The 24,394-nt window shown below is 59.1% G+C and carries 26 protein-coding genes; 14 read left to right on the top strand and 12 right to left on the bottom strand.

Annotation, left to right across the window (positions count from 1 at the left end):
* The first annotated feature begins 6 nt into the window (after nt 1-6).
* A complete protein-coding gene (gene hda / locus D0544_RS03250; protein WP_125014577.1) occupies nt 7-711 on the top strand; it encodes a DnaA regulatory inactivator Hda in 705 nt (234 codons plus the stop codon).
* Nucleotides 712-753: 42 nt separating this feature from the next.
* Here hda and D0544_RS03255 read toward each other — a convergent pair whose 3' ends face one another.
* From D0544_RS03255 to arsC, 6 genes are read right to left on the bottom strand one after another with little or no spacing between them, the layout of a single operon-like run.
* Nucleotides 754-1,275, bottom strand: a complete 522-nt coding sequence (locus D0544_RS03255) for a DUF3299 domain-containing protein (RefSeq protein WP_125014578.1) — start codon at nt 1,273-1,275, stop codon at nt 754-756.
* Between the two features lie 24 nt (nt 1,276-1,299).
* Nucleotides 1,300-2,643 (bottom strand): ABC transporter permease, encoded by a 1,344-nt coding sequence (locus D0544_RS03260; protein WP_125014579.1) that lies wholly within the window; start codon nt 2,641-2,643, stop codon nt 1,300-1,302.
* Nucleotides 2,643-3,389 carry an ATP-binding cassette domain-containing protein gene (locus tag D0544_RS03265; RefSeq protein WP_125014580.1) on the bottom strand — a complete coding sequence of 249 codons (747 nt, stop codon included), beginning with the start codon at nt 3,387-3,389 and terminating at the stop codon, nt 2,643-2,645. The genes D0544_RS03260 and D0544_RS03265 overlap by 1 nt, the downstream gene beginning before the upstream one ends.
* Before the next feature lie 4 nt (nt 3,390-3,393).
* Complete coding sequence (locus D0544_RS03270; protein WP_164880811.1) at nt 3,394-3,777, bottom strand: DUF2069 domain-containing protein; 384 nt, start codon at nt 3,775-3,777, stop codon at nt 3,394-3,396.
* Nucleotides 3,774-4,382, bottom strand: a complete 609-nt coding sequence (gene wrbA, locus D0544_RS03275) for an NAD(P)H:quinone oxidoreductase (protein WP_125014582.1) — start codon at nt 4,380-4,382, stop codon at nt 3,774-3,776. Before wrbA ends, D0544_RS03270 begins: the two co-directional genes overlap by 4 nt.
* Nucleotides 4,382-4,735 carry an arsenate reductase (glutaredoxin) gene (gene arsC, locus D0544_RS03280; protein ID WP_125014583.1) on the bottom strand — a complete coding sequence of 118 codons (354 nt, stop codon included), beginning with the start codon at nt 4,733-4,735 and terminating at the stop codon, nt 4,382-4,384. The genes wrbA and arsC overlap by 1 nt, the downstream gene beginning before the upstream one ends.
* A gap of 122 nt (nt 4,736-4,857) precedes the next feature.
* Here arsC and D0544_RS03285 point away from each other — a divergent pair, with 122 nt between their 5' ends.
* Nucleotides 4,858-6,120: a YihY family inner membrane protein gene (locus D0544_RS03285; RefSeq protein WP_125014584.1), complete on the top strand. Its 1,263-nt coding sequence runs from the start codon at nt 4,858-4,860 to the stop codon at nt 6,118-6,120.
* 60 nt (nt 6,121-6,180) lie between these two features.
* On the opposite strand, the gene D0544_RS03290 is transcribed toward D0544_RS03285, so the two are convergent.
* On the bottom strand, nt 6,181-7,722 hold the full coding sequence (locus D0544_RS03290) for a hypothetical protein (RefSeq protein ID WP_125014585.1): 1,542 nt from the start codon (nt 7,720-7,722) through the stop codon (nt 6,181-6,183).
* A 119-nt stretch (nt 7,723-7,841) separates the two neighbouring features.
* Here D0544_RS03290 and D0544_RS03295 point away from each other — a divergent pair, with 119 nt between their 5' ends.
* Entirely contained in the window at nt 7,842-8,315 is a 474-nt protein-coding gene (locus D0544_RS03295) for a TlpA family protein disulfide reductase (RefSeq protein WP_125014586.1), read from the top strand.
* 17 nt (nt 8,316-8,332) lie between these two features.
* On the top strand, nt 8,333-8,608 hold the full coding sequence (locus tag D0544_RS03300) for an acylphosphatase (RefSeq protein ID WP_125014587.1): 276 nt from the start codon (nt 8,333-8,335) through the stop codon (nt 8,606-8,608).
* 13 nt (nt 8,609-8,621) lie between these two features.
* Here the strand turns inward: D0544_RS03300 and D0544_RS03305 are convergent, their stop codons facing one another.
* Both D0544_RS03305 and D0544_RS03310 read right to left on the bottom strand, forming a co-directional pair.
* The gene (locus D0544_RS03305) at nt 8,622-9,236 is read right to left on the bottom strand and encodes a lytic transglycosylase domain-containing protein (protein WP_125014588.1); all 615 of its coding nucleotides are present in this window, start codon (nt 9,234-9,236) and stop codon (nt 8,622-8,624) included.
* Between the two features lie 22 nt (nt 9,237-9,258).
* Nucleotides 9,259-10,983 carry a proline--tRNA ligase gene (locus D0544_RS03310; RefSeq protein WP_125014589.1) on the bottom strand — a complete coding sequence of 575 codons (1,725 nt, stop codon included), beginning with the start codon at nt 10,981-10,983 and terminating at the stop codon, nt 9,259-9,261.
* A 177-nt stretch (nt 10,984-11,160) separates the two neighbouring features.
* On the opposite strand from D0544_RS03310, the gene D0544_RS03315 reads away from it, so the two are divergent.
* Nucleotides 11,161-11,589, top strand: coding sequence for an HIT domain-containing protein (locus tag D0544_RS03315; RefSeq protein ID WP_125014590.1), 429 nt, complete (start codon nt 11,161-11,163; stop codon nt 11,587-11,589).
* A 6-nt stretch (nt 11,590-11,595) separates the two neighbouring features.
* Nucleotides 11,596-11,847 carry a SlyX family protein gene (locus tag D0544_RS03320; RefSeq protein WP_125014591.1) on the top strand — a complete coding sequence of 84 codons (252 nt, stop codon included), beginning with the start codon at nt 11,596-11,598 and terminating at the stop codon, nt 11,845-11,847.
* A 60-nt stretch (nt 11,848-11,907) separates the two neighbouring features.
* On the opposite strand, the gene D0544_RS17475 is transcribed toward D0544_RS03320, so the two are convergent.
* Nucleotides 11,908-12,543: a cold-shock protein gene (locus tag D0544_RS17475; protein ID WP_424220778.1), complete on the bottom strand. Its 636-nt coding sequence runs from the start codon at nt 12,541-12,543 to the stop codon at nt 11,908-11,910.
* 421 nt (nt 12,544-12,964) lie between these two features.
* On the opposite strand from D0544_RS17475, the gene D0544_RS03330 reads away from it, so the two are divergent.
* Nucleotides 12,965-13,306: an HU family DNA-binding protein gene (locus D0544_RS03330; protein ID WP_125014592.1), complete on the top strand. Its 342-nt coding sequence runs from the start codon at nt 12,965-12,967 to the stop codon at nt 13,304-13,306.
* A gap of 965 nt (nt 13,307-14,271) precedes the next feature.
* Here the strand turns inward: D0544_RS03330 and D0544_RS03335 are convergent.
* Both D0544_RS03335 and D0544_RS03340 read right to left on the bottom strand, forming a co-directional pair.
* Nucleotides 14,272-15,621 (bottom strand): OprD family outer membrane porin, encoded by a 1,350-nt coding sequence (locus D0544_RS03335; RefSeq protein ID WP_164880813.1) that lies wholly within the window; start codon nt 15,619-15,621, stop codon nt 14,272-14,274.
* A 577-nt stretch (nt 15,622-16,198) separates the two neighbouring features.
* Complete coding sequence (locus tag D0544_RS03340) at nt 16,199-17,476, bottom strand: OprD family outer membrane porin (protein WP_164880814.1); 1,278 nt, start codon at nt 17,474-17,476, stop codon at nt 16,199-16,201.
* A 653-nt stretch (nt 17,477-18,129) separates the two neighbouring features.
* Between D0544_RS03340 and D0544_RS03345 the strand changes: the two genes are divergently transcribed.
* From D0544_RS03345 to ybgC, 7 genes are all read left to right on the top strand, one after another.
* On the top strand, nt 18,130-18,414 hold the full coding sequence (locus D0544_RS03345; RefSeq protein ID WP_125014595.1) for an FmdB family zinc ribbon protein: 285 nt from the start codon (nt 18,130-18,132) through the stop codon (nt 18,412-18,414).
* A 97-nt stretch (nt 18,415-18,511) separates the two neighbouring features.
* On the top strand, nt 18,512-20,287 hold the full coding sequence (gene aspS / locus D0544_RS03350) for an aspartate--tRNA ligase (RefSeq protein WP_125014596.1): 1,776 nt from the start codon (nt 18,512-18,514) through the stop codon (nt 20,285-20,287).
* Between the two features lie 87 nt (nt 20,288-20,374).
* The gene (locus D0544_RS03355) at nt 20,375-21,121 is read left to right on the top strand and encodes a YebC/PmpR family DNA-binding transcriptional regulator (RefSeq protein ID WP_125014597.1); all 747 of its coding nucleotides are present in this window, start codon (nt 20,375-20,377) and stop codon (nt 21,119-21,121) included.
* 501 nt (nt 21,122-21,622) lie between these two features.
* Nucleotides 21,623-22,141 (top strand): crossover junction endodeoxyribonuclease RuvC, encoded by a 519-nt coding sequence (ruvC, locus tag D0544_RS03360; RefSeq protein ID WP_125014598.1) that lies wholly within the window; start codon nt 21,623-21,625, stop codon nt 22,139-22,141.
* Between the two features lie 53 nt (nt 22,142-22,194).
* Nucleotides 22,195-22,800, top strand: coding sequence for a Holliday junction branch migration protein RuvA (gene ruvA, locus D0544_RS03365; protein ID WP_125014599.1), 606 nt, complete (start codon nt 22,195-22,197; stop codon nt 22,798-22,800).
* 76 nt (nt 22,801-22,876) lie between these two features.
* A complete protein-coding gene (gene ruvB, locus D0544_RS03370; RefSeq protein ID WP_125014600.1) occupies nt 22,877-23,890 on the top strand; it encodes a Holliday junction branch migration DNA helicase RuvB in 1,014 nt (337 codons plus the stop codon).
* On the top strand, nt 23,891-24,322 hold the full coding sequence (gene ybgC, locus D0544_RS03375; protein ID WP_125014601.1) for a tol-pal system-associated acyl-CoA thioesterase: 432 nt from the start codon (nt 23,891-23,893) through the stop codon (nt 24,320-24,322).
* Nucleotides 24,323-24,394 lie beyond the last annotated feature (72 nt).

Genomic DNA, 24,394 nt, shown 5'->3' on the forward strand with positions numbered 1-24,394 from the left:
TCTGCTATGAGCCATCCTGTGCAACTCCCCCTGGGCATTCGCCTGCGCGATGACGCCACTTTCGATAACTTTGTCGGGGGGGATAACGGTACCCTGCTGGCTATGCTCGATCCCCGCCGCCAAGAGGCGGGAGACCAGGAATTGCTGTTCTACCTCTACGGCAATCCTGGAGTCGGCGTTAGCCACCTGCTGGAGGCCGCCTGTCACCAGGCACAGTTGAGTGGGCAAAGCAGTGTCTACCTGCCGCTGGCGGAGCTGGATGATTATCCGGCGACGCTGCTGGATGGGCTGGAGAATCTGGATCTGGTCTGTATCGATGACCTTCAGCAGGTCGCCGGCTCCGCCGTGTGGGAGGAGGGACTGTTTCACCTGTTTAACCGCGTGCGGGAAAGTGGTACCCGGTTATTGATCGGGGCCCGGCAGACCCCCGCCAAGATGGGGATACAGCTACCGGACCTGGTCTCCCGCCTGGGCTGGGGGCTGGTGTTTCAGGTGCAGCCACTGGACGATGAGCGCAAGTGTGAAGCCCTTATCCTGCGAGCCCGTAACCGGGGGCTCGAGCTGAGCGAGGAGCTGGCGCGCTATATCCTGTCCCGCAGTGCCCGGGGGATGGGAGCCCTCTTTAACGTGCTGGAGCTGCTCGACAATGCCTCCCTGAGGGATAAGCGGCGATTGACGCTGCCCTTCATCAAGCAGGTGATGGGCTGGTAAGGGCCGCAGTCCCGGCGCGGGGCTTTAGGGTTTGTTGTCGGCTTACTGGGTGTACAGCTCGATGCGCTCGGCTGTCATGGAGTAACCCGCGCTACCCAGTTCCGAGTCGTAGCCCTGGATGCTGAGCACCCCCTCCACCCAGAAGGGGTCGTAGAGGGCGTCGGCGGAGAGTCCTTGCGGATAACGGACATGGATGATCTGGTTGGGGGGCGGGGGCGGCACATGGATGCAGGCGCCAAAGTAGGGTACCAGAAGCAGCTCGCGGATCACCTCGTCGTCACCGAATTCCAGCGGAACCACATAGCCCGGAATGCGAATTCGCTGCTGGTCCAGCTCGGTCACCAGTTGCGGGCTGCGCTGCAACCCCTCGATACGCGCCTTGGCCTCCTCGATCATCTGTTCGGTCATGGCCTCCAGGTCGTGGTAGTTGGCATTGCGCTCGGCCAGCACCGCTTCCACCTGGGTTTGCGGAACCAGATCGAGCCAGTCCAGGGTGCGGACATCGGCCAGTGCCAGGGAGGATAGCAGGGTCAGAAGCAGGGTCAGGGTCGGGATCGGTTTCATGGTTCTCCGCGGCGTGGGGCCGGTTCAGGTGCGAGGACTCAGCCCATCACTGAGGGATTGTCGATAGGCGCGCCAGGCGGGCAAGAGCCCTACGATAAGGGCTCCCAGAATAACAGCGGTGAGTATGCCCAGGTCATAGGCCGTAGGCGCGCTGATGGCAATCTCAATGCCATAGGCCTGGCTGATCAGCGGTTGCAGGGCCAGCAGCATGAGGTAGAGCACTCCAGCCCCCAGCAGGCTACCGGCGCCGGCCAGGAGTACCGACTCGCACAGCATCAGCGAGAAGATGTGCCGCGGACGCGCACCCAGTGCGCGCAGGATCGCCATCTCCCGGCGTCGCTCATTCAACGAGGTCAGAAGGCTGGTCAGCATACCGATCAAGCCGGCGATCACCACCAGGCTGGAGATCAGGAGTAGCGCCTGTTCGACGGCCCCGACCAGACTCCATAGCTGACGGAGGGTGACGCCGGGGATAATGGCCAGCAGGGGCTCCCCCCTGTATTCGTTGATCTCACGTTGCACCAACAGGGTCGTGGCACGGGATTTTAGCCCCACCAGTGCGGCGGTGATGGAGCCCGGCTCGAGTGCGTGGTGATGGGCGTGTTCCTTGTCCTGTCCTTTTTCGAGCTCCTGTTCGTGCTCGTGCTCCGTCTCGTGCTGGTGCTCGGCTTCTTGCACGCGCTGGCGCCGCTCTGTGGATGAGGGAGAGGGGGCGCGGGTTCCGCTATCCCAGTCCTCATGGATCAGTTCGATCGCCTCCAGGGAAACATGAATGGTCTGGTCTACCGGGGTGCCGGTGGGGGCCAGGACGCCGCTGACCCGAAAGGGTTGGTCGTCGTGGTGGACGAAACTGACGCGACCGGTGCCATGGGCCAGTACCACCGGGTCATCGATACCGTAGCCCAGCGCGCGTGCGACCTCGGCACCGATCACGGCATCCTGGATATCCTTAAACCAACTGCCCTCGGCCAGCTGCAGAGAGGTACGGTTACCATAACGGTAGTACGCCAGGTACTGGTCGTTGGTGCCCAATACCCGGTATCCGCGATGGGAATCCCCTAGGGAAAGGGGAATCGTCCAGGCGACCCGGGGGTTGGCGTTGATCTGCTCATAACTCTCCCAGGAGATGGAGTTAGTGGCGTCACCGATGCGGAAAATGGAGTAGAGCATCAGCTGGATCGGTCCGGTACGAGCCCCAACGACCAGGTCGGTACCCGACAGGGTTTGTGTGAAACTGCGCTTGGCTTCGGTGCGCAGCTTCTCCACCCCCAGCAGCAGGGCTACGCTGATGGCAATAGAGACCAGTGTCAGCAGCGCCGTCGTGCGGCGGTTAAGCAGGCTTTTCCAGGCCAGTGGAATGATGGACATCAGGCTATGGTACTCCGCGGGTGGGCCCTATTTAGCTGGGGGAGATCAATCACCCTTGAGAAGAGGGGCTCCAGGCTGCGGTCATGGCTGACAAACAGCAGGGTCGAGTGGGCCGCGGCGCACTCATCGAACAGCAGACGCAGGAAGCGCTCTCGGGAGTCGGCGTCCAGTGCCGAGGTGGGCTCATCGGCGATCAACAGCTCAGGGGCACCGATCAGGGCGCGGGCCGCAGCAACCCGCTGCTGCTGTCCGATGCTTAATGCGGATACCGGTTTGTCCAGCAGGTCGGGGGATCCTCCGAGGCCGAGATGCTCCAGCAGTCGCAACGCTTCCGCCTGCAGCGAAGGGGCGCTGCCCAGTGCCCGCTCCTTACGGCGGCCACTAAAGCGGGTAGGCAGTACGACGTTCTCGACCAGGGACAGGTAGGGCAGCAGGTTGAACATCTGGAAGATGTAACCGATGTGGTCGCTGCGCAGGTGATCCCGTTCGGCATTCCCCAGTGTTTCGAGGGGGTGTCCCAATACGCTGATCGATCCTTGGTTGGGAAGCAGGACTCCCCCAAGCAGCCCCAGCAGGCTGGTTTTTCCGCTGCCGCTGGGGCCGCGGATCAGGACCCGTTCACCAGCAGCGATCTCCAGCCGCTCGATATCGAGGAGGCTGGCCTGACCCGGCCACGCAAAGGTCACCCCGGTCATGGAGATCACTGGCGTTGCGTCGCCTTGGGCTGGAATCGCAGAGGGGGGCATCGGGTCAGGCCCCCTGGCGCCGGTTGATCAGTTGGTATTTCCAGCGTACGTACATCATGGAGCTGCAGAACAGCAGGGTACTGAGGATCGACTCCAGCCAGCCGAAAGCGCCGTAGGGGTTAGCGAAGGTGTGCAGTACTCCGGCGGTGAAGTAGAACAGCACCACGAAGCAGAGCCAGGCGTGGGCCTTGGGGGCTCCGCTCAGTACCGCCGGCAGAAACAGCAGCAGGGGAACCGCCTGCACCAGCCAGACGCTCAGTAAGTGGTCGACCTTGGGCGGGTCGATGATAAAGGTCCAGAGGCTGATACTGACCAGCAGCGCCAGATAGAGCAGTCGGCTGGTGACGTGGGCCCTGTGGGCCTTGCGGGCAAGGAGGTCAATACTCACTGGCGGCCCCCTCGCAGCTGAAGGGCGATACGGGCTACCCGTTGTCCCAGTGCCTGGCAGAGATGCTGCTCCTCCTGGCTCAAAGGCTGGCTGTTGTCGGCCCCTGCAAAGTGGCTGGCGCCGTAGGGGGTGCCTCCGCTGGTGGTGCGCATCAATTCGCTTTCGCTGTAGGGCAGTCCGCAATAGAGCATGCCGTGGTGGAGCAGGGGGAGCAGCATACTGAGCAGCGTACTCTCCTGACCGCCATGCAGACTGGAGGTGGAGGTGAAGGCGGCGGCCGGCTTGTCGATCAGGGCGCCGGTGAGCCAGAGGGCGCTGGTGCTGTCGATAAAGTATTTGAGAGGCGCGGCCATATTGCCGAAACGGGTCGGGCTGCCAAGTACCAGCCCGGCGCAGTGCCGCAGATCCTCTTCGCTGCAATAGACCGCTCCGGACTCGGGAATCGCCGGCTCGCTCGCCTCACACAGGGCAGAAACTGCGGGCACGGTCCGTAGCCTTGCCTCCATGCCGGACTCGCGCTCAATGCCACGGGCAATCCAGCTTGCCATCTCGGCGGTGGCGCCGTGACGGCTGTAGTAAAGCACCAGTACATAGGGCTCTGACATCAAATAATCTCCAGAACGGATTCCGGTGGGCGTCCCACCCGGGCCTGCTCGCCTTTCACCACGATGGGGCGCTCAATCAGCCGGGGGCACTGCACCATCGCCTCGATCAGCTCCTGCTCGGAACAGTCGGGGCGGCTCAGTCCCATCTCCCTGTATTCCGTCTCGCCGGTACGCATCAGCAGGCGAGCAGAGTCCATGCCCAGCTGTTTGAGCAGGCCTTTCAGGGTGGTGGCATCGGGCGGGGTCTCAAGGTAGAGCACCACAGAGGGGGTGAGTCCCCGCTCCTCGAGCAGCTGTAGGGTCTGGCGCGATTTGGAACAGCGCGGATTGTGGTAGATGACAAGGTCGGTCATTGCTGGGTTACCTCGGCCGTGACATGATGGGGTAACCAGTCCTACCCGCTACGGGCGGGATGGGGCATGGTCAGGTTAGGACGCTATTCTAGAACGATTGGCAGGGATGGAGAAAGGTCGACATGGTGAAGATTGAGAGCGCACTGCACTATCTGCGCTATCTGTTGCGGCGCTTTGCCGAGGATGGCTGTCTGCAGCGGGCCTCAGCACTCACCTACACTACCCTGTTTGCGGTGGTGCCCATGATGACGGTCACCTACAGCATGCTTTCTGCCATTCCCTCCTTTCAGGGGGTAGGGGAGCAGATCCAGAGTTATATCTTCCAGAACTTTGTGCCTTCGGCCGGGGCGACAGTGGAGCAGTACCTGGAAGGGTTCTCCCACCAGGCGCGCCAGCTGACGGCTGTCGGTGTAGTGTTTTTGATCGTGACCGCCTTTTTGATGCTGCGCAGCATCGAAAGTGCGCTCAATGCTATCTGGCGGGTAGAGCAGGGCCGCCGCGGACTCTCTGGTTTTCTACTGTACTGGGCGATCCTCAGTCTTGGACCGCTGCTGCTGGGGTTGGGGTTTGTGCTCACCTCCTATGTCACTTCCCTTAAGCTCTTTACCGACACCACAGAGATGCTGGGGTTGGGGAGCTGGCTATTCCAGGTGTTGCCCTTTTGCATGAGTGTGGCGGCTTTTTGCCTTATCTATATGGCGGTACCCAACCGCAAGGTGCTCTTTCGCCATGCCTTTGTCGGGGGGGTACTGGTGTCGCTGATGCTGGAGGTGGCAAAGGCGCTGTTTGGGCTGTTTATCTCCCTCTCGCCCTCCTATCAGCTGATCTACGGAGCCTTCGCAGCGGTTCCCCTGTTTCTTTTGTGGATCTATCTGGGGTGGCTGATCGTGTTGATTGGTGCGGAGCTGGTCAGGAGCCTGAGCGACCTGCCCGCGATCATGATTCGTAACCCTCTGCCCAACACCCTGCAGGCGCTGTTGGTGCTGGAAGCGTTTGACCGGGCGTTTTCCGAGGGAAAGCCCATGGGCCGAGAACTCTACCAGCAGCGACGGCCAATAAGCATGGAACAGTGGGAGTGTTGCTGTCGAGCGTTGGCCCATCAAGGATTATTACGCGAGGAGGAGGAGGGGGACTGGGTCCTGAGCCGAAACCTCGCAACGGTTGAACTCTGGCCGCTGATACGGAGGCTGCCCTGGGGGCTGCCCTCCGCTGATGCCCTTAAGGCTATCCGCGAGCCACTGCCCTCCTGGCTTACTGAACTATTGGAGCAGTTGCAGCGCTTTGATGCGGCGGGCAGGGAGCGCTTTTCCACCTCCCTGTCAGGTCTGTTCAAGGAATCTCCCGCCGTTGAAGTCGAGGCCAGGGACAGGAATACGCCGTCCTGAAGGCCGACCGGAAAAGAACACAACTCGGCACCTCGAGTTATAGCCTGACAGGATCGCAGCTCAGGCGGCCTGGAAACTGAAGCGATCGATGAGGGGCGTTCGGGTCAGCAGCTCAGAGGCACGCACATCGTACTGTTTGCCCTGTTGTGGAACATCGAGGTGGATTTCACGTCCGGTGTCGTACACACCGCTGGCCGTGAGTACGCTGTGCTGCTGCCGACCGTTACTGCGTTGGGTCACCAGTAACCCTGTTCGATAGTTTTCGCCGGGACCGGGGCGGTCCTGGGCGCAGAGTTTGATGGGGCGGACCGCGCCGCGGATGTACTCGACACCCAATAGCTTGTGAGCATCGGGGGTGCTCTGTTGCCAGCGGACAATGCCCAGAATCCAGTGGGGGTGGGATTGGCGATCGCTTCGCATGGCCACCACCTGTCCGTTATAGAGGTTCTGCTGGTCGGCGCGGGAGAGGCGCACACAAAATCCACCGTGGCTTTCGTTCATCATCTTGCCGGTGGTTTTCTGGGGGGTGCGAAGGTCGCTTTCCATGGAGGCGGGGGAAAGCAGGTGATGGATGCTGTGAATCCCCCAGACAATGCCGGCCATCGCGCTAACCGGAATGCGCAGATCCTGGCGATAGTTGAGTTGTTTCCAGCTGTTGCAGACCTGCTGTAACAGCTCGATGGCGTGTTCGCTGTTGATCGAGGCGGGCATGCCAATGGCAGTGCTGCTGCTACCCGCAGCCAGGGTGTTGATGTGTTGCTCGGTTAATGAGATCAATTTTTTGCTGTTGATCACCCGTAGCTCGGAGGAGGCTGGTGGCTGGTGGCTGTGCTTGCTGAAGGGCTTTTCGGCCTGGTTCAGGTCCACCATAAAATACTCGTCCTGCCCCTCATCGGGGCGGTTGCGGTCGAGCATCACGTACTTCGACCAGTGCCCCAGGTAGTTGTAGAGCACCCAATGCTCGCCGCTGTTGAGGTGGTAGGGGTTGGCGGCTTCCAGCATCAGCAGCTGCTTGTAAAGGTCGCCTGAGGTATTGGCGGTGACCGGTTCGAACGCCTGTCCCATGGTTACCTGGTGCAGATGTCGATGCTCGGCAAGATGGTAAAGGTGGTTGATCTCGCTCCACAGCTGGGGGGAGGGTTGCTGGAAATTGTCGTAGCTGTGCAGCAGGCAGTGTCCCAGATAGTAGATGCTCATGTAGATCTGAACGGCCAGCTCCCGTCCGCCACCGCTATTACTGAGCGACTCCTTGAGGATGATCTTGTAGCCGTTGGCCATCTCCTCTTTTAGCTGCAGCAGGCTGGAGACCTCCTCCTGCTTTTTAGGTCGCAGGTATTTGATGGAGACACTGGGGCGGAAGTAACTTTCGAAGATGCGGTAGCTGTAGTCAAAACTCTGCATAATACCGATGCGGTCGCTATGGGCCACGCGGGTTCGGTTCAGCAGGGCCAGCATACTGGTGCATCGTTTGAGCGATTCGGGGATATTGCCAAGGGGCAACTCCTGCAGCTCGCGTTTTACCGCTTTAGGGGTTGCTTCAAACAGAGTGCTGCGTGTGATCTCCTGCACAGGAGTGTACAGCTCCATTTTATTAAGGTTCATGCTGCAATCCTTGCCCGACAGAAGTTTCCTTCCCCCATCCGGCTATGTAACATGTGACACACCTGGTCGGCGGGTTAGCCTTCCAAGTGTCGCACGATTGGCCAAAAAACGCGCATATCATGAGAATAGTTCCACTCGTACTTTGTTGTCTAATCAGTATTGGTTGTAGTGATAGCTCTTTTTATGACCAGCACGGTCATAGTGTCGAGTTGGCTACCTCCGGTGAGGGGTGGACGGTGATCAATTACTGGGCGCAGTGGTGTGAGCCCTGCCGGCATGAGATCCCGGAACTTAACCGCCTTCATCACGCCGATAATGGCGTCCGGGTACTGGGTGTCTCCTTTGATGGTGCCGATACCCCTGCGGAGCTTGGCCGGCAGATTGGGGATATGGGCATCGAGTTTCCGGTACTGGATCGTGACCCCGCTGCCGAGTTGGGGCGTGAACGTCCCCTGGGGCTGCCCTCCAGCTGGCTACTCAACAGTGCAGGGGAAGTGGTGGAGCAGCGTCTTGGGCCTCAGACCGAAGCGGAGTTGCTGGCGCTAATAACCGGTTACCGTAATGAAGGGCTGGCGGAAGCCTCGGGCAACTGATCGGCAGGAGAAAGTCGATGGAGAATCGGATATATCGCAAGGCGGTGGTGAGCGGCAAGGTACAGGGCGTCTGGTACCGTGCCTCCACCCAGCGGCGGGCACAGCAGCTCAAGCTGGAGGGCTGGGCACGAAACCTGAGTAACGGCGATGTCGAGGTGTTGGTCTGTGGTGCCTCCGGTGAGGTGGACGAGCTGCTGCGCTGGCTTCATCAGGGCCCGCCTCTGGCGAGGGTCAAGTCGGTGGAGGTGGAGGCGGTAGAGCCGGTTGCCTGTGAGGGCTTTACCACCGGTTAGCAATTCCGGGCTCTCAGGATTCGTGAACGTACCAGTGGTCGTACCAGGCCGTCATTACCCGTTCGGGGTACCAGGTTTTTCCGAGGCTGCCGTTATAGCGCGCCAAGCCCCTGATCAGGTTGCCTTTCTCCTTCTCGAGATAATAAGCGAGGATGGTGCAGCCATAGCGTAAATTGGTGGCGATATCGGTCAGGTTATCTTCTGGTCGGCCGATCTCATTTTTCCAAAACGGCATTACCTGCATCAAACCCTGGGCGCCGGCGGAGGAGACCGCGTAGCGGTTGAAACCGCTCTCCACCTGGATCAGGGCGATCACCAGTTCCGGCTGCAGCTTGGCTCGGGTTGCTTCGCGGTGGACCTGACGCAACAGGTCGAGCCGCCGGTTGTGGTCTGGAATCAGGCGCTCCAGCCGGCTGGACATATCCAGTAGCCAGACCTGCGCATCAAAGCGATCCTCGAAACTATCGGCACTGTTGACGGTGTCGGCCAGCAGGGAGCGTAGCGCCTGGTCAACCGCCACCCCCTCTTCCGCCAGGGCTGGCGGCAGGGGAGATACCAGCATCAAGAGCAACAGTCCCACTTTCAGGGGGTGCTGCCTCCATGCGGTCAGTGGCGGTATCCGGTTCATCGCTCCCTTCTCTGGTGCGGGCTCAGAGGCTGATCCGCTCTTTGAGGAATGCCAGCAGGTTATCCAACGGAATATCCTGCTTGTCGCTGTCACGCCGGTGCTTGTACTCCACCAGCCCCTCCTTGAGGCCGCGCTCCCCGATCACCAGGCGGTGGGGGATGCCGATCAGTTCCATCTCGGCAAATTTCACGCCGGGGCTGGTCTTTTTGTCGCGATCGTCCAGCAATACGTCGAAGCCAGCGGCCTTGAGTTCACTATAGAGGGTTTCGGTGGTTTCGCGAACCAGCTCGGAGCGGTCCATCTGCATGGGGACGATGCCGATCTGATAGGGGGCGATGGCGTCGGGCCAGATGATGCCCTGCTCGTCGTGGTTCTGTTCGATGGAGGCCGCCACCACACGGGAAACCCCGATACCGTAGCAACCCATGGTCATCACCACCTCTTTGCCCTGCTCGTTGAGTACGGTGGCGTTGAGCGCCTTGCTGTACTTCTCTCCGAGCTGGAAGATGTGACCCACCTCAATACCCCGCTTGATTACCAGCTTGCCCTTGCCGCAGGGGCTGGGGTCGCCTTCCAGTACGTTACGCAGGTCGGCTTCCCGGGGCTCGCCGAGGTCGCGACCCCAGTTGATATTGAAGTAGTGCTTATTGTCTATATTGGCGCCGGCCCCGAAGTCGGCCATTTTCGCGACACTGCGGTCGACGATGCAGGGAATCGGCAGGTTGACGGGGCCAAGGGAGCCGGGGCCGGCACCGATCACTGCCCGAATCTCCGCTTCGGTGGCAAAGCGCAGGGGACTGGCGACCTCGGGCAGGTTTTCCGCCTTAATCTCATTCAACTCGTGGTCACCCCGTACCAGCAGGGCGATAAATTCGGCATCACACTCCTCGCTGGCCGCTACGATCAGGGTTTTGACGGTGCGCTCAATTGGCAGTTTGAACTGCTCAACCAGCTCGGCGATAGTGTGGGCGTTGGGGGTGTCGACCAGCTCCATGGTTGCGCCAGGGGCAGGGCGCTTACCGGCGGGGGCGAGCGCTTCGGCCTTCTCGATGTTGGCGGCGTAGTCGCTACCATCACTGAAGACAATGGCATCCTCGCCGGAGGAGGCGAGGACGTGGAACTCATGGGAGCCGGTGCCGCCGATGGAGCCGCTGTCAGCCTCTACGGGACGGTAGTCCAGCTGCAGGCGATCGAAGATGCGGCAGTAGGTCTCGTGCATGCGGTCATAGGTCTCCTGCAGGGAGGCCTGGTTAATATGGAAGGAGTAGGCATCCTTCATCAGGAACTCGCGGGCGCGCATCAGGCCGAAGCGGGGGCGGATTTCGTCGCGGAACTTGGTCTGCACCTGGTAGAAGTTGACCGGCAACTGCTTATAGCTGTTGAGCTCACTACGGGCGAGGTCGGTAATCACCTCCTCGTGGGTAGGGCCAACACAGAACTCTCGCTGGTGGCGGTCCGACAAGCGCAGCAGCTCGGGGCCGTACTGCTGCCAGCGACCGGATTCCTGCCACAGCTCGGCGGGTTGAACCGCTGGCATCAGCACCTCCTGGGCGCCGCTGCGATCCATCTCCTCACGGACGATGCGCTCCACTTTGCGCAGGGTACGTAGCCCAAGAGGAAGCCAGGTATAAAGGCCGGAGGCGAGCTTGCGTATCATGCCCGCCCGCAGCATCAACTGATGGCTTACCACTGCGGCATCGGCAGGGGTTTCCTTAAGGGTAGGGATGAGTGTTTCGGTGGTGCGCATAGGGTGGGGTCCACTGTCGGTCAAAAGCGGCTATTTTACGGTGGCGCAACGGTTAATGCATCACCTGTGACCTATTCTGTTCTAAGGCCCCTGGATCTGGCACAATCGCGGCCTGAGCATCAGGTCACTCCCGGGTTCAGCGAGCCCCCTGACCGAACCCCTTGTCGAGGTAACCCTATGGATGAGTATCAACTGGATCCGCAACTGAGTCGCGATACCCTCAGGGTGGGGGAGTTCCCGCTTTGCTCTCTGCTGCTGATGAACGATAACCACTACCCCTGGTTTATCCTGGTCCCCAGGCGCGCCGGGGTTCAGGAGATCTACCAGCTGGCCGAGGAGGATCGCCAGCAGCTGCTGTGGGAGTCCTGTTACGTCAGTGAGAAGCTCAAGGATCTTTACTCGGCGGATAAGATGAACCTGGCTGCCCTGGGGAATATGGTGCCTCAGCTGCACCTGCATCATGTGGTCCGATATAAGACAGACGCGGCCTGGCCAGCTCCGGTGTGGGGGGCGGTCAAGGCGACCCCCTATACCGAGCAACAGCTGGCAGAGACCATGCAACGTTTAAAACTGGTCTTTACGGATCAGTTTGAGTTCGCAGGGTAGGAGCCAATGACGAAATCCATCAGTCAGGAGCAAGATGTCGGGGGGCTTTCCGAACAGCTGAGTTCGCAGCTGGTAGAGCTGCAAACCCAGTTAGCGTTTCAGGAGGATACCATCGACGCCCTTAATGCGGTGGTGACACGCCAGCAGCAGCAGATTGACCGCATGGCCGTGCAGCTGGAAAGTTTAAAAAAGCGCTTCGAGTCCCTTCCCGATACGCTTGGGGAAGAGGTTCCCGACCAGCCCCCTCCCCACTATTGAGCCAGTGGGCGCGGTTTCCGGGTAACGGGAGAGAACCCTCTCCCGTTGGACAGGGAGCTGCTAAACAGGGGTTACATCTTCCGCTTGCAGCCCCTTTTCACGTTGGGTAACCACAAAGCTTACCCTCTGTCCGTCGGACAGGGTTCGGTGCCCCTCCCCGCGGATAGAGCGGAAGTGAACGAAAATATCGTCACCCGAGGGGCGGGTAATAAACCCAAACCCCTTGGAGACATTAAACCATTTCACCTCACCCTCCTCACGACCGCTGCTGACGCGCTTGCCTTTGATGGCCGGTGAGGCCAGGCGCTTCAACCAGGGTTGGCGTGACAGAAGATGCAGGCAGGCGCCGGCGGCCAGCAGCCAGGCCGAAAGTGCCAATAGCTGGATGTTAAGGGCTTCGTCGAGGCGGCCGAAGCGCTCGGTGGCGACCATGATGGAGCCGATAACAATCAGCACAGAGCCGGTCGAAGCGGCTACGCGTTGAAGGGGATGGCGGGCGCCGGTGAAATAGATACCCAGTAACAGGTTGGCCGTGGCTACGGTAATTAACAGAAGCGTGGTGGGCTGAGCCATCAGTTGCGCGGCAGAGTAACCGGGGTAGACGTGGGGGTAGAGTGTCGACAGCAAGCTGCCGCTTAAGAGGCCTAATAGCAACAGGAGCAGGCCAACAGTGAGATGACAATACTTTAACAGCATCAGGAAAACACCTTATCAAGGTCCGGCTCCGCATAGGGGCGGCGACTGGTCGACACCGGAGAGGCGTAATACCCGTGCCCGGACTTTTCAAACGCAGAGGTGCCCCCAACCTAAAGTGTCGATGGCGATCGAATGCCATCTGCAGGTCCATCTACCGAGCCGGCAACGTTTAGCTTTTATGGTTATGGGGTTCCGCAGGCGGGCGACGATTGTAAATACAGGTCCGCTGCGGAACGCTTATTTAACCGCAACGCTGGCGCAACCACAAATCAATAAATGGGCGCAACTGCACGAAAAAGAGGGTGCTTTGCGGTAGAGGGTGTATTATATTTTTTGACCGGACTGCGATGTACAAACGGCGGCAAGCCCAAAGAACTCGGGTATTTTCGCCATACGAAACAACTCTTGGGGAGTGAATGAAATGGCAGAGCAGAAGCGCAAAGCAACCGCAATTAAAGAGCGTTATACCAAGACCCAGATTGTGGGTGAACTGGCGGACAACACCGGCCTGAGCAAAAAGGAGGTGTCGGCTGTACTGGAGGAGTTGTCGGTACTGATGGAACGTCATGTTAAAAAGCGCGCTTGCGGTGAGTTTACCCTGCCAGGGCTGTTTAAGGTGACAACGGTAAAAAAACCAGCCGTCAAGGAGCGTAAAGGGATTAATCCCTTTACCGGCGAAGAGACCACCTTCAAAGCCAAGCCTGCCACTACACAGGTTAAGGTGCGCCCCCTGAAGAAGCTCAAGGATTTTGCATTGAGTTGATTGGGCTCTTTACGCAGAGATAAAAAACCCTCATAACGAGGGTTTTTTTGTGCCTGTGGGTCGGGTTTTAGGCCGACATGTCGAGCGTGCTAGCCGCCCTAGGGCTGCCTGAGCGCCTTCGGTGTGATGGTTTTTGCCTTGCGGCAAACATCTTGGCGGGTCTCGCCCCGCCGGGCGACTTCATTTCTTTGCCGCGCGGCAAAGAAACGAAGCAAAGAAAACGCGCCCCACCAGCCCGGCCTGCGGCTGCGCGCGTCGCCGCTCCGGCGATCGGGCGTTTCGAGCGGGCGTCCTGCCCGCACGAAACGGATCGGCGTCCATGCCGATCCCCTTCGGGCCCTTTTCGATCGCCGAAGCACCTCCTTGCCAGTCTGGAGGGTGACGTCTTGGTGCAACCTGCTGCGCCCGTTATTTAGTTGATGTCGTTAATGGATTTATGATCAGTTGATATTGAGCCTGGCACACGAGAGTTGAGCTTGGAGGCTTAGCGGACTTTACCCTCCAAACCGGCAAGGAGCTGCTTTTGCTATCGATTAAGGCCCGAAGGGGCGAGGCATGGACGCCGAGCCTTGGCGTGCGGGCAGGAAGCCCGCTAGGCAAGCCTGATAGCGGAAGTAGCGACGCGCGTAGCCGCAGGCCGGGTTGGTGGGGTCCAGCGGGGATTCTTAAGGGGGCGCTGGTCGCCCCCTTAAGGCACCCGTCGGGGTGCTTCCCGACAAGAGGGCTGCCGCCAGGCGAAGAGGAAAAGTGTAGGCTGGTCTTCAGGCCAAGATTGGGCGTTGCTCAGCATTGTCGGCCTAAAGGCCGACCCACAGACAGTCGCGGCTCCTGGCCATCCATGGCCCCAACCCACACCCCTTGGATCGCTATCGGCATCCCTGCCTATCGCGATCTACCTACCTCCTTGTAGGCAATAAAAAAGGGCCGCAGTGCGGCCCTTAAAAGCGTGATTTTAACCGCCGCCGTTAGAAAACGGAGATGGTGTAATCGATGAAGAAGCGATTGTCGGTCACTTCGCCAACATCAAAGGTATCACCGGTATGCGCAGCGGGAGCATTGTTGCTGTAGTTGGCATAGGTGTACTTGAAACTCAGGTCCTTGAGGGGGCCATCCTGAACGGTATAGCTGACGGAGTAGTCACTTTCCCACTCGTTATAGGTCTTACCGTTATCAGCATCACCGCGTGATACGTACTCGCCATCTTTACCATAGGTGTAGCTGTAGGAGGCGTTAAGGCCCGGTACGCCCAGTGCCTCAAAGTCATAATCGAAGGCAACCTGGTAAACATCCTCCTCCTTGGCCAGGAAGTCGGAGACAATCATGGAGGTGTAGAGGTAGGTCATACCGTGGTCACCACCACTCATGTAGTAATAGGCCTTGTCGTCCTTGTTCTTGGTATAGGTGAGGGCCAGGTTCCACCACTGGGTGGCGTAAGCGGCGCGCAGGCTGTAGGTCTTGGCGTCCAGCTTGTCAGCCTTGGAGGTGCTGGTCAGGGCAGTGTCATCGGTCCACTTGTTACCATCATCCTCGAAGGTGTAGTACTGGGCGTCGAGATCGATGCTGCGGTCTTCGCCCAGCTTGAAGCTGTAGTAAACGTCCAGCATGGTTTTCTGGATATAGTCCTTGGAGGTACCCTGGGCCAGCTCAAAGCCGAGACCGCTTTCATGCTCGTAGGCCACACCGTAGGCGGTGATATTGTCAATATCGACGCTGCTGTCACCCGTCACGAAATCGTTAAAACCGCTCTGGTTACGCTTGGACCATTCGTTGGCGCGCACGGCCCAGAAGCGGGCGCCGGCAACTTCAACGCTGCCCTGCACCGCCTCGAAACTGCTGGGGGTCACACGGGAGCCGCTGCTGGCGATGATGGGGTTATCCAGCAACATACGACCGGCGCTCAGGTTTACCATATCCAGCGCTTTGAGCTTCACCAGCCCCTGGCCCAACTTGCTGTAACCGTTCATGTCGGTGCCGCGGCTGTTGAAGTTGAGGAGGTCTCCCCCGGTGTTGGAGTTGTCCCCCGACAGCTTGGCAACACCGTAGTAGGAGGCATCGGCACCGATGCCGAAATCATCGGTGCCCAGATAACCGGATACCGCATTGATCTCGACACCCTGGGCCCACTGGCGGATTTTGGTTTTGCCGGCGTCCAGCTCCTCGACACCGTTGTACTTGTCGGTTTTGCTGAAGTAGGCGTTACGCAGTTTGATATCAAGAGTGCTGTCTTCCAACAGGTTCGCGCTGACCGAGCAGCTGGTGCTGGCAACCAGGGCCGTGATGGCGGAAGAGAGCAGGGTTTTGTTAAACAGGCTCATTGGGTCCACTCCTTTGTATGAGGGTAAAGCATGACAGAATGCTGATGACTTTATGTTCATAATCTGTGTCAGGTTAATGAGCGGAACCTGTGATTCCCCGGTCGGTTCCTTCCCAGTAACCGTTTGATATTTACGCCACTGCTGCAGGGGTGTCAAGGCACGGGGGGAGGTGGATCGAATTTCAGCCCTTTTTATCCAAAAAACGTATAAAAAGGGGAAAACGAGGGCTGCAGATCCTGTGGATCGGGCTTTATCTCGATATGGAGCAGGTTGTCGGCCTCAAGGGCGACCTGCATGGGGGCAGTGTAGGTCGGGCTTTAGCCTGACAGTCAGATGTTGCGGTGGGTTGTCGGCCTAAAGGCCGACCCACAGGCATAAGGCGCTATCGCCGTCCCTGGCTCTAGCGCTATACGACCTACAAGGATGTAGGAAGTGCCTGGTTCTCAATAAAATGCTGCAGGAGCACAACAGCCGACCCGCCCATCCCTGGGCATAAGGCGCTATCGCCGTCTCTGGGCATAAAAAAACCACCGCCGAGGCGGTGGTTTTTGTCCTTCAGACTCTAGTCTCTAGGAGATTAGAATACAGACAGGGTGTAAGAAGTGATGAAGCGGAAGTCGTCCAGCTCAAACTTCTTGGCGCCAGCCAGGTTCGGATCCACTTCGTACTGAGCGTAACGGAGGTGGAACTGCAGGCCTTTGGCAGCACCGTCCTGGATCTTGTACTTGGCTTCCAGATCCAGCTCGGTCTCGTCTACGTCGTCAGTAGAACCAACGGAGTCCTTGTCGATGGTGCCGTCGATGTAACGGGCCATCAGGGACAGGCCAGGAACGCCCAGGTCGGCAAAGCTCAGGTCACCACGTACCTGCCAGGAGGTCTCGCCGTTGGCGTTGAAGTCACCGATCTGTACGGAGTTACGACCGTAGAAGCCGGTGTCGTCATTGCCGCCGCCCCAGTAGAAGGAGGAGGTGTCGAAGTGGTCTTCATCATACTGTCCAGCATCTTGCTGCTCAACTGCCTGGTAGGAGGCAGACAGCTTAGCGGGACCGAAGGAGAGAGAGGCTCCTACGTCGTACCAGCTGATATCATCTTCCTTGAAGGTGTTGTTGTCGTCGGCATTACCGATCAGCTGCTTGTAGCCGTACTGGGATCCCAGAGCCAGGTTCATGCCATCGGCAATATCGAAATCAACATCAACGGCAGCGTAGTAGCCGGCTTCGTTATTGGTCTGCTTACCACCAGCAACAGAGATCAGCAGGCCATTACCTACACCACCGATGGTGTAGTCACCACCTACCACGTAAACGGCTTCTTTATCGCCATCTACTTCGTAGTCTTCGGTGTTGGAGCTGGTCTTGGCGGAACCGCCGGTGACCATCTGTGCGTACAGGTTCAGGCTCTCGGAGAAGGTGGAGCGGATCTGGGCGCCTTCACGTACGGAGGGCAGGTTACGGGAGTCGGAGTCGTTGACCATGGGGCCGGACATACGGAAGTCACCGGCTTTCAGGACAGCCACGTCGGCTACGTTCAGCTTAAGGGCAGCACCGGCCTTACCGTGGCTGGTCTGCTTGCCGCTGCTGTTGGCACGCAGAGTGCCCAGGCCGCCTTCGCCCTTGTCACCCATCAGCTTCTGGTTGTAGTAACCGAAAGCATCAACACCCACCAGGTTGCCGGCCATGCCGGAGCTGAAGTCGAAGCGGAAAGCTTGCGCCCAGGAGGTCTGGTCCTGATCGGCACCGTCAACGAAGTCGTTGTTGTCACGATCGCGATCGTGGTAGAAGTTGCGCAGGTGCAGGCTCAGCTTGCTGTCGTCGGCAAACTGGTCCCAAGCCGCAGACGCGTCAGCTTGTGCCATGGAAGATACAGAGGATGCAGCTACAACAGCTGCAGCCAGTGCAGAAATTTTAAATGCGTTCATGTTTAGACCTACTCCTAAGGTTTTGTGTGTTGTTGAACCGAAAAACTTACCCCAAGTACGGTTCAAAAATTCCGTCGGCTTGTGTCAGGTTGCCCCACATTCGCTGACGGGAATCAGTGTCGTTCAAATATATGAACGAATGATGACAACAGTTTGTAATAAAAATGACGGCGGATTGCAACGGTAAATACGGATACATTCGGTAGAAACCGAAAAATTAGGGGCGATACCGACAAAACTGTCTAAAAAGCGCTCATTAGAGCCGTTTGATGGACTAAGCAATGGGTTGGCTGCAATCTTTACCCGGTAGTTTCAATACCACCTTTGGCTAACGTTTGTATCGACTCCTGGTCGTGCCTTGTGCGTTGTGACGCGCAATTCAGGAAGAGGGGTGGTGTGGTTTCTGCCTGGTATCCGGTGCTCGGCTACTCGCGCTGAGGGGGCTGACAATTACAGGCAGAATCGGGGTATAATCGCGCGTTTTCCGGTTTTGGAGGGCTGGCCCTGGCGGGTGGGGCCCCCAAGCCTTTGAGCCGATGGGCTCCAGATGTTAGTGACCACAATAGACCCAGTAATACACAACGACGTTTATGCCTATTTACGAATACCGGTGTGGTGCCTGTGGCGAAAGTCATGAGGCCATTCAGAAAATTAGCGATGCGCCTCTGGTGCGCTGTCCCCATTGTGACCAGGATGCCCTGAGCAAGCAGATATCAGCGGCGGGGTTCAGGCTCGCCGGTGGCGGTTGGTACGAAACCGACTTCAAAACCGGCAGCAAAAAAAATCTGGCGGGGGATAACGGCAGTAGCTCAAGCGCCGTGACCAGCAAGGATAGCAGCACGGGGTCAACGCAGGGCTCAAACGCAGCTTCCTGACAGCTCTCCGGGCACCGGAGGTTGATGCCGCGCCATGCAGCAGGCTCACCCCCTTAACAATTAACGACTACCTATATAAAGCAACAGGATACCGATTATGCGCAGCCAGTATTGCGGCGAACTCAACAGCACACACATTGATCAGGAGGTCACTCTCTGTGGCTGGGTACATCGTCGCCGGGACCACGGTGGGGTTATTTTCCTCGATCTGCGCGATCGTGATGGTATTGCCCAGGTGGTGTTTGACCCCGATACGGGTGAGCACTTCCAGCGCGCCGACAAGGTGCGAGGTGAGTACGTTGTGCAGGTAAAAGGGCGTGTTCGTGCTCGCCCCGAGGGAACCGTTAATCCCGATATGCCAACAGGCGAGATCGAGGTGCTGGGTAAAGAGTTAGTGATTCTCAACAGTGCCGCGACCCCGCCCTTCCAGTTGGATGAGCACCAGAGCGTGGGCGAGGATGTGCGCCTGAAGTACCGCTACGTTGACCTGCGTCGCCCCGAAATGCAGCAGAAGCTCCGTTTTCGTTCACGCATTACCTCGGCGATCCGCAGCTACCTGGACCAGAATGGCTTCCTCGATATCGAAACCCCCATTCTGACCCGGGCCACCCCGGAGGGGGCGCGGGATTACCTGGTGCCCAGCCGTACCCACGCCAACAACTTCTTTGCCCTGCCGCAGTCGCCGCAGCTGTTCAAGCAGCTGCTGATGGTTTCCGGCTTTGATCGTTACTACCAGATTGCCAAGTGTTTCCGGGATGAGGACCTGCGTGCAGACCGTCAGCCCGAATTTACCCAGATCGACATCGAAACCTCCTTTATGAACGAGGAGGAGATTATGGGGATGACCGAGCGCATGATCAGTGGGCTCTTTTCATCCCTGCTGAATGTTGAGCTCGGCAGCTTCCCCCGCATGCCCTACCTTGAAGCGATGCAGCGTTATGGTAGTGATAAGCCGGACCTGCGTATTCCGCTGGAGCTGGTGGACGTAGACGACCTGATGCAGCAGGTCGATTTCAAGGTTTTCAATGGTCCCGCAAACGACCCCAAGGGGCGGGTGGCCGCCCTCAAGGTGACTGGCGGTGCCAAGCTGAGCCGTAAGCAGATCGATGATTACACCAAGTACATCAGCATCTATGGTGCCCGCGGCCTGGCCTGGATCAAGGTCAATGAGCTGGACAAGGGGATCGAGGGGTTGCAGTCACCGATCATCAAGTTTATGCCGGTTGAGATCGTGATGGCGCTGATGGAGCGTGTTGGCGCGGCCGATGGTGATATTGTCTTCTTCGGGGCGGACTCAGCCAAGGTGGTCAACGAGTCCCTCGGTCATTTGCGCCTCAAGCTGGGTGAGGACCTGGATCTCTACACCTGTGAGTGGGCTCCCCTGTGGGTGGTCGACTTCCCCATGTTTGAAGAGGATGGTAACGGCGGCCTGACCTCCCTGCATCACCCCTTCACCGCTCCCTCCTGCACACCGGAGGAGTTGGCGCAGAACCCTGAGAAGGCGCTCTCCCGTGCCTATGACATGGTGCTCAACGGTTGCGAGCTGGGCGGAGGCTCGATTCGTATCCACGACCAGGCGATGCAGAAAACGGTCTTCAAGGTGCTGGGTATCGAGGATGAAGAGGCCCGTGAGAAGTTCGGTTTCCTGTTGGATGCGCTGCAGTTTGGTTGCCCTCCCCATGGCGGCCTGGCCTTTGGTCTCGACCGTTTGGTGATGCTGATGACCGGTGCGCAATCGATTCGGGAGGTGATCGCCTTCCCTAAGACCCAGAGCGCGGCCTGTGTTATGACCGAAGCGCCGGGCACCGTCAGCTCCGCCCAGCTGCGTGAGCTGCACATCCGTTTACGCCAGGTTGAGGGGAAAGCCGAGTAAAGCGGCCGGTTGTACCTGTTTGTGCCGCCCTGATGGGCGGCTTTGTTTTGATAAGCCCCGCTGCGACGGGGACGTTGGGAGGAGCCGATGGCGGGTCATAGTAAATGGGCCAATATCAAGCACCGCAAGGCCGCGCAAGATGCCAAGCGCGGCAAGATTTTTACCAAGGTCATTCGCGAGCTGACCGTGGCGGCCAAGCAGGGCGGCCCGCTGCCGGAGGATAACCCGCGCCTGCGTGCGGTGATCGATAAGGCGCTGGCGGCCAACATGACCCGCGACACCATCGACCGTGCCATTGCCCGTGGTGCCGGAGCCCAGGACGCCGACAACGTCGAGGAGCTGGTGTACGAGGGCTATGGTAGCGCCGGGGTGGCGGTGTTGGTGGAGGTGATGACCGACAACCGCAACCGCACCGTGGCTGAGGTTCGTCATGCCTTTTCGCGTCGGGGCGGCAATCTGGGTACCGATGGGTCCGTGGCCTACCTCTTTTCCCGTAAGGGACAGATCTTTTTTGAGCCGGGTGCTGACGAAGAGTCAGTGATGGAGGTTGCGCTTGAGGCCGGGGCCGAGGATGTGATCGCCCACGATGACGGCTCCCTTGAGGTGATTACCGAGTGGACCCAGTTTGGCCAGGTCAAGGATGCGCTGGACGCTGCCGGCCTTACGCCCGCCGGGGGTGAGGTGGCCATGGTCGCTTCAACCACCGTGCCCCTTGACGCTGACGGGGCGCAGAAGGTGATGGGGCTGGTTGAGGCCCTGGAAGACCTGGATGATGTGCAGAACGTCTACACCAATGCCGAGATTCCCGATGAGGTGATGGCAGAGCTGGAGTAAAGGCTTCGGGTTGGAATAGTAAAGAGCGCTTCGGCGCTCTTTTTTTATGGTCAGGATGTACGGTATGGCGCGGGGCCATGGATGGCCAGGAGCGGCGCATGGTCGGGACGAACGTGCCTGTTGCCGGGCTCCTGCACGCTAGGCATGACGTCCCTGTCAGTCGTGTGCCGCGGGATCGAGGAGGTCGCAGGTCGGGCTTTAGCCCGACCCGGGTGTGCCGGTTTACAGGTAGAGATTTACACCCAGCACTAGCATAAAGAGTACTGATGTAATCAGCAGGATTTTGATCATGGTTGCCAGGCGTTCGCTCATGGAGGGGCCATTGATGGGGACTCTGGGCAGGATAGGGTCAAACAGGAGCCCATAACAGAGCTGTTTTGTAACGGCTGATAACGATCGGTTACCGGGTGGGTGAGAGGCTGGAGCGGGCAAGCGGCTTCCACAATCTAGTGTATATGTGTACAGTATGCGCTATCAATGGTGGGCGAGGTAAGGGAGCAAATGGCGCTGATACTGGGGATTGATCCGGGTTCCCGCATCACCGGTTATGGGGTGATCAATCAGGTGGGGGCGGTCAGCGAGTACGTGGCCAGCGGCTGCATTCGCATCAGCGGCGATGACCTGCCGAGTCGTCTGCATCAGGTCTTTGTAGGGATCAACCAGGTGATCGAGCTCTACTGCCCCCAAAGCGTTGGCATTGAGCAGGTGTTTATGGCACGCAACGCGGACTCGGCGCTCAAACTCGGGCAGGCTCGTGGGGCCGCGATTGTGGCTGCCGTGAACCAGGGGCTCGAGGTGTCGGAGTACTCAGCGCGGCAGGTCAAGCAGTCGGTGGTGGGCAAGGGGAGCGCGGATAAAACCCAGGTGCAGCATATGGTGCAGTCGATTCTCCGGCTGGATGCGCGGCCCCAGGCCGATGCGGCTGATGCCCTGGCGGTTGCTTTGTGCCATGCCCATACCCGACAGAGCCTGGTGCGATTGGCGGGAACATCTCGGGTGCGCCGGGGGCGCATACGTTAGGCGTTTAGTATGAAGCGGTGCGCAGTGCGCAGCGCCTTGAGGGGAGTGTTTGCATGATAGGTCGATTACGCGGGATTTTGCTGGAGAAACAGCCTCCCGGCCTGCTGATTGAAATTGCGGGGGTTGGCTATGAGGTGGATGCGCCGATGAGCGTCTTCTACCGGCTGCCGGAGGTGGGGCAGGAGGTGACCCTCTATACCCACTTCGTGGTGCGCGAGGATGCACAGTTGCTCTATGGCTTTGCCGACCGTAAGGAGCGTGAGTTGTTCCGCACCCTGATTCGGGTGAATGGGGTGGGGCCAAAGCTGGCGCTGACCATATTGTCGGGTATCGAGTCCTCAACCTTTATTCGCTGTGTACATAGTAATGACAGTGCTTCCTTGGTTAAATTGCCCGGTGTGGGAAAGAAGACCGCCGAGCGCCTGATCGTCGAGATGCGCGACAAGCTCGATGGTCTCGGCGAGTCCTTTGCCGAGCTGCCGGGTATTGCGCCACTCCCTGGCCCCACCGCTGAAGCGGGTGGTGTTGCCGATGCCGTCAGCGCCCTGGTTTCACTGGGCTACAAGCCCGCAGAAGCGAGCCGCGCGGTTGCGCGGGTGGAGGAGGAGGGGCTCTCCAGTGAGGAGTTGATTCGCCGTGCCCTGAAAGGGATGCTGTAACCCCCGGCCTCGGTACATACACTGCCCCATCTCACTGCAGCCCCGAACGGGTGCTAACAACAGGTAAGTCTTACAAATGATCGAATCGGATCGCATTGTGTCTACGGCGGGAGGGCCCTTCGAGGAGGTTCAGGATCGCGCCATTCGTCCCACCCGGTTAGCAGATTACGTGGGCCAGCCGGCGGTGCGGACGCAGATGGAGATCTTTATCAGCGCCGCAAGAAACCGTGCCGAGGCGCTGGACCATACCCTCATCTTCGGCCCGCCGGGACTGGGTAAAACCACCCTTGCCAATATCCTGGCCGCTGAGATGGGGGGGCAGTTAAAAACCACCTCTGGGCCGGTACTGGAAAAAGCGGGTGACCTGGCTGCCATGCTGACCAACCTGGAGCCGGGTGACCTGCTGTTTGTGGATGAGATTCACCGCCTGAGCCCGGTGGTGGAAGAGATCCTCTATCCGGCGATGGAGGATTACCAGCTTGATATCATGATCGGAGAGGGGCCGGCGGCTCGCTCGATCAAACTGGACCTGCCCCCCTTTACCCTGGTGGGGGCCACCACGCGGGCGGGGCTGCTGACCTCTCCACTGCGGGACCGTTTTGGCATTGTGCAGAGATTGGAGTTTTACTCGGTCGCCGACCTGACGCATATAGTCGCCCGCTCGGCGGGTATTCTCGGGGTGGAGATAGACGCCGGCGGGGCGGCTGAGATTGCCCGCCGTTCGCGGGGAACGCCGCGTATTGCCAATCGCCTGCTGCGGCGGGTGCGGGACTTCGCCGAGGTCAAAGGTGAGGGGCGGGTATGCCAGCAGATCGCTGACCAGGCGCTGAATATGCTCGATGTGGATCACCAGGGCTTCGACCATATGGACCGGCGCCTGCTGCTGGCCATGATCGACAAGTTCGACGGCGGTCCGGTGGGGATCGACAGCATCGCTGCCGCCATCAGTGAGGAGCGGGATACCATCGAGGATGTGCTCGAGCCCTACCTGATTCAGCAGGGCTTTATCATGCGCACGCCCCGGGGACGGGTGGTTACGCGCCATGCCTACCAGCACTTTGGTCTGCCAACGCCTGAGAGGGGAGGTTGAATGAGCGCCGGTTGTGAAAAGCCCTTTGTCACCCACTGTCGGGTCTATTTCGAGGACACCGATGCCGGCGGTATTGTCTATTACGTCAACTACCTCAAGTTTATGGAGCGGGCACGTACTGAATACCTGAGGTCACTGGGCTACGAGCAGCAGCGCCTGTTCGATGAGCAGCTGATGTTTGTAGTGCACAGCCTCAATGCGGGCTACCGGCGCCCCGCGCGACTGGATGACCTGCTCCGCCTCGAACTGGTGGTCAGCCGGGCGGCCAAAAGCTACCTGTTGTTCCAGCAGCGGGTGCTGAAGGATGAGAGCGGTGAGCTTCTGTGTGAAGCACAGGTCAAGGTCGCCTGTGTGCGCTGCGAGGATATGAAGCCCCGGGTGATTCCCGAACGGATGCGCGCCGCCATGGTAGCGGGTACAAGCGCGCCCTGAGTCACAGAATCGACCGCCTTGATCATCCCGCTCTCATTGCGAGGTGGTATGATCGGGCAGGGTATTTTTGAA

The organism is Aestuariirhabdus litorea, from assembly GCF_003864255.1.
In the GTDB taxonomy this organism is placed as follows: domain Bacteria; phylum Pseudomonadota; class Gammaproteobacteria; order Pseudomonadales; family Aestuariirhabdaceae; genus Aestuariirhabdus; species Aestuariirhabdus litorea.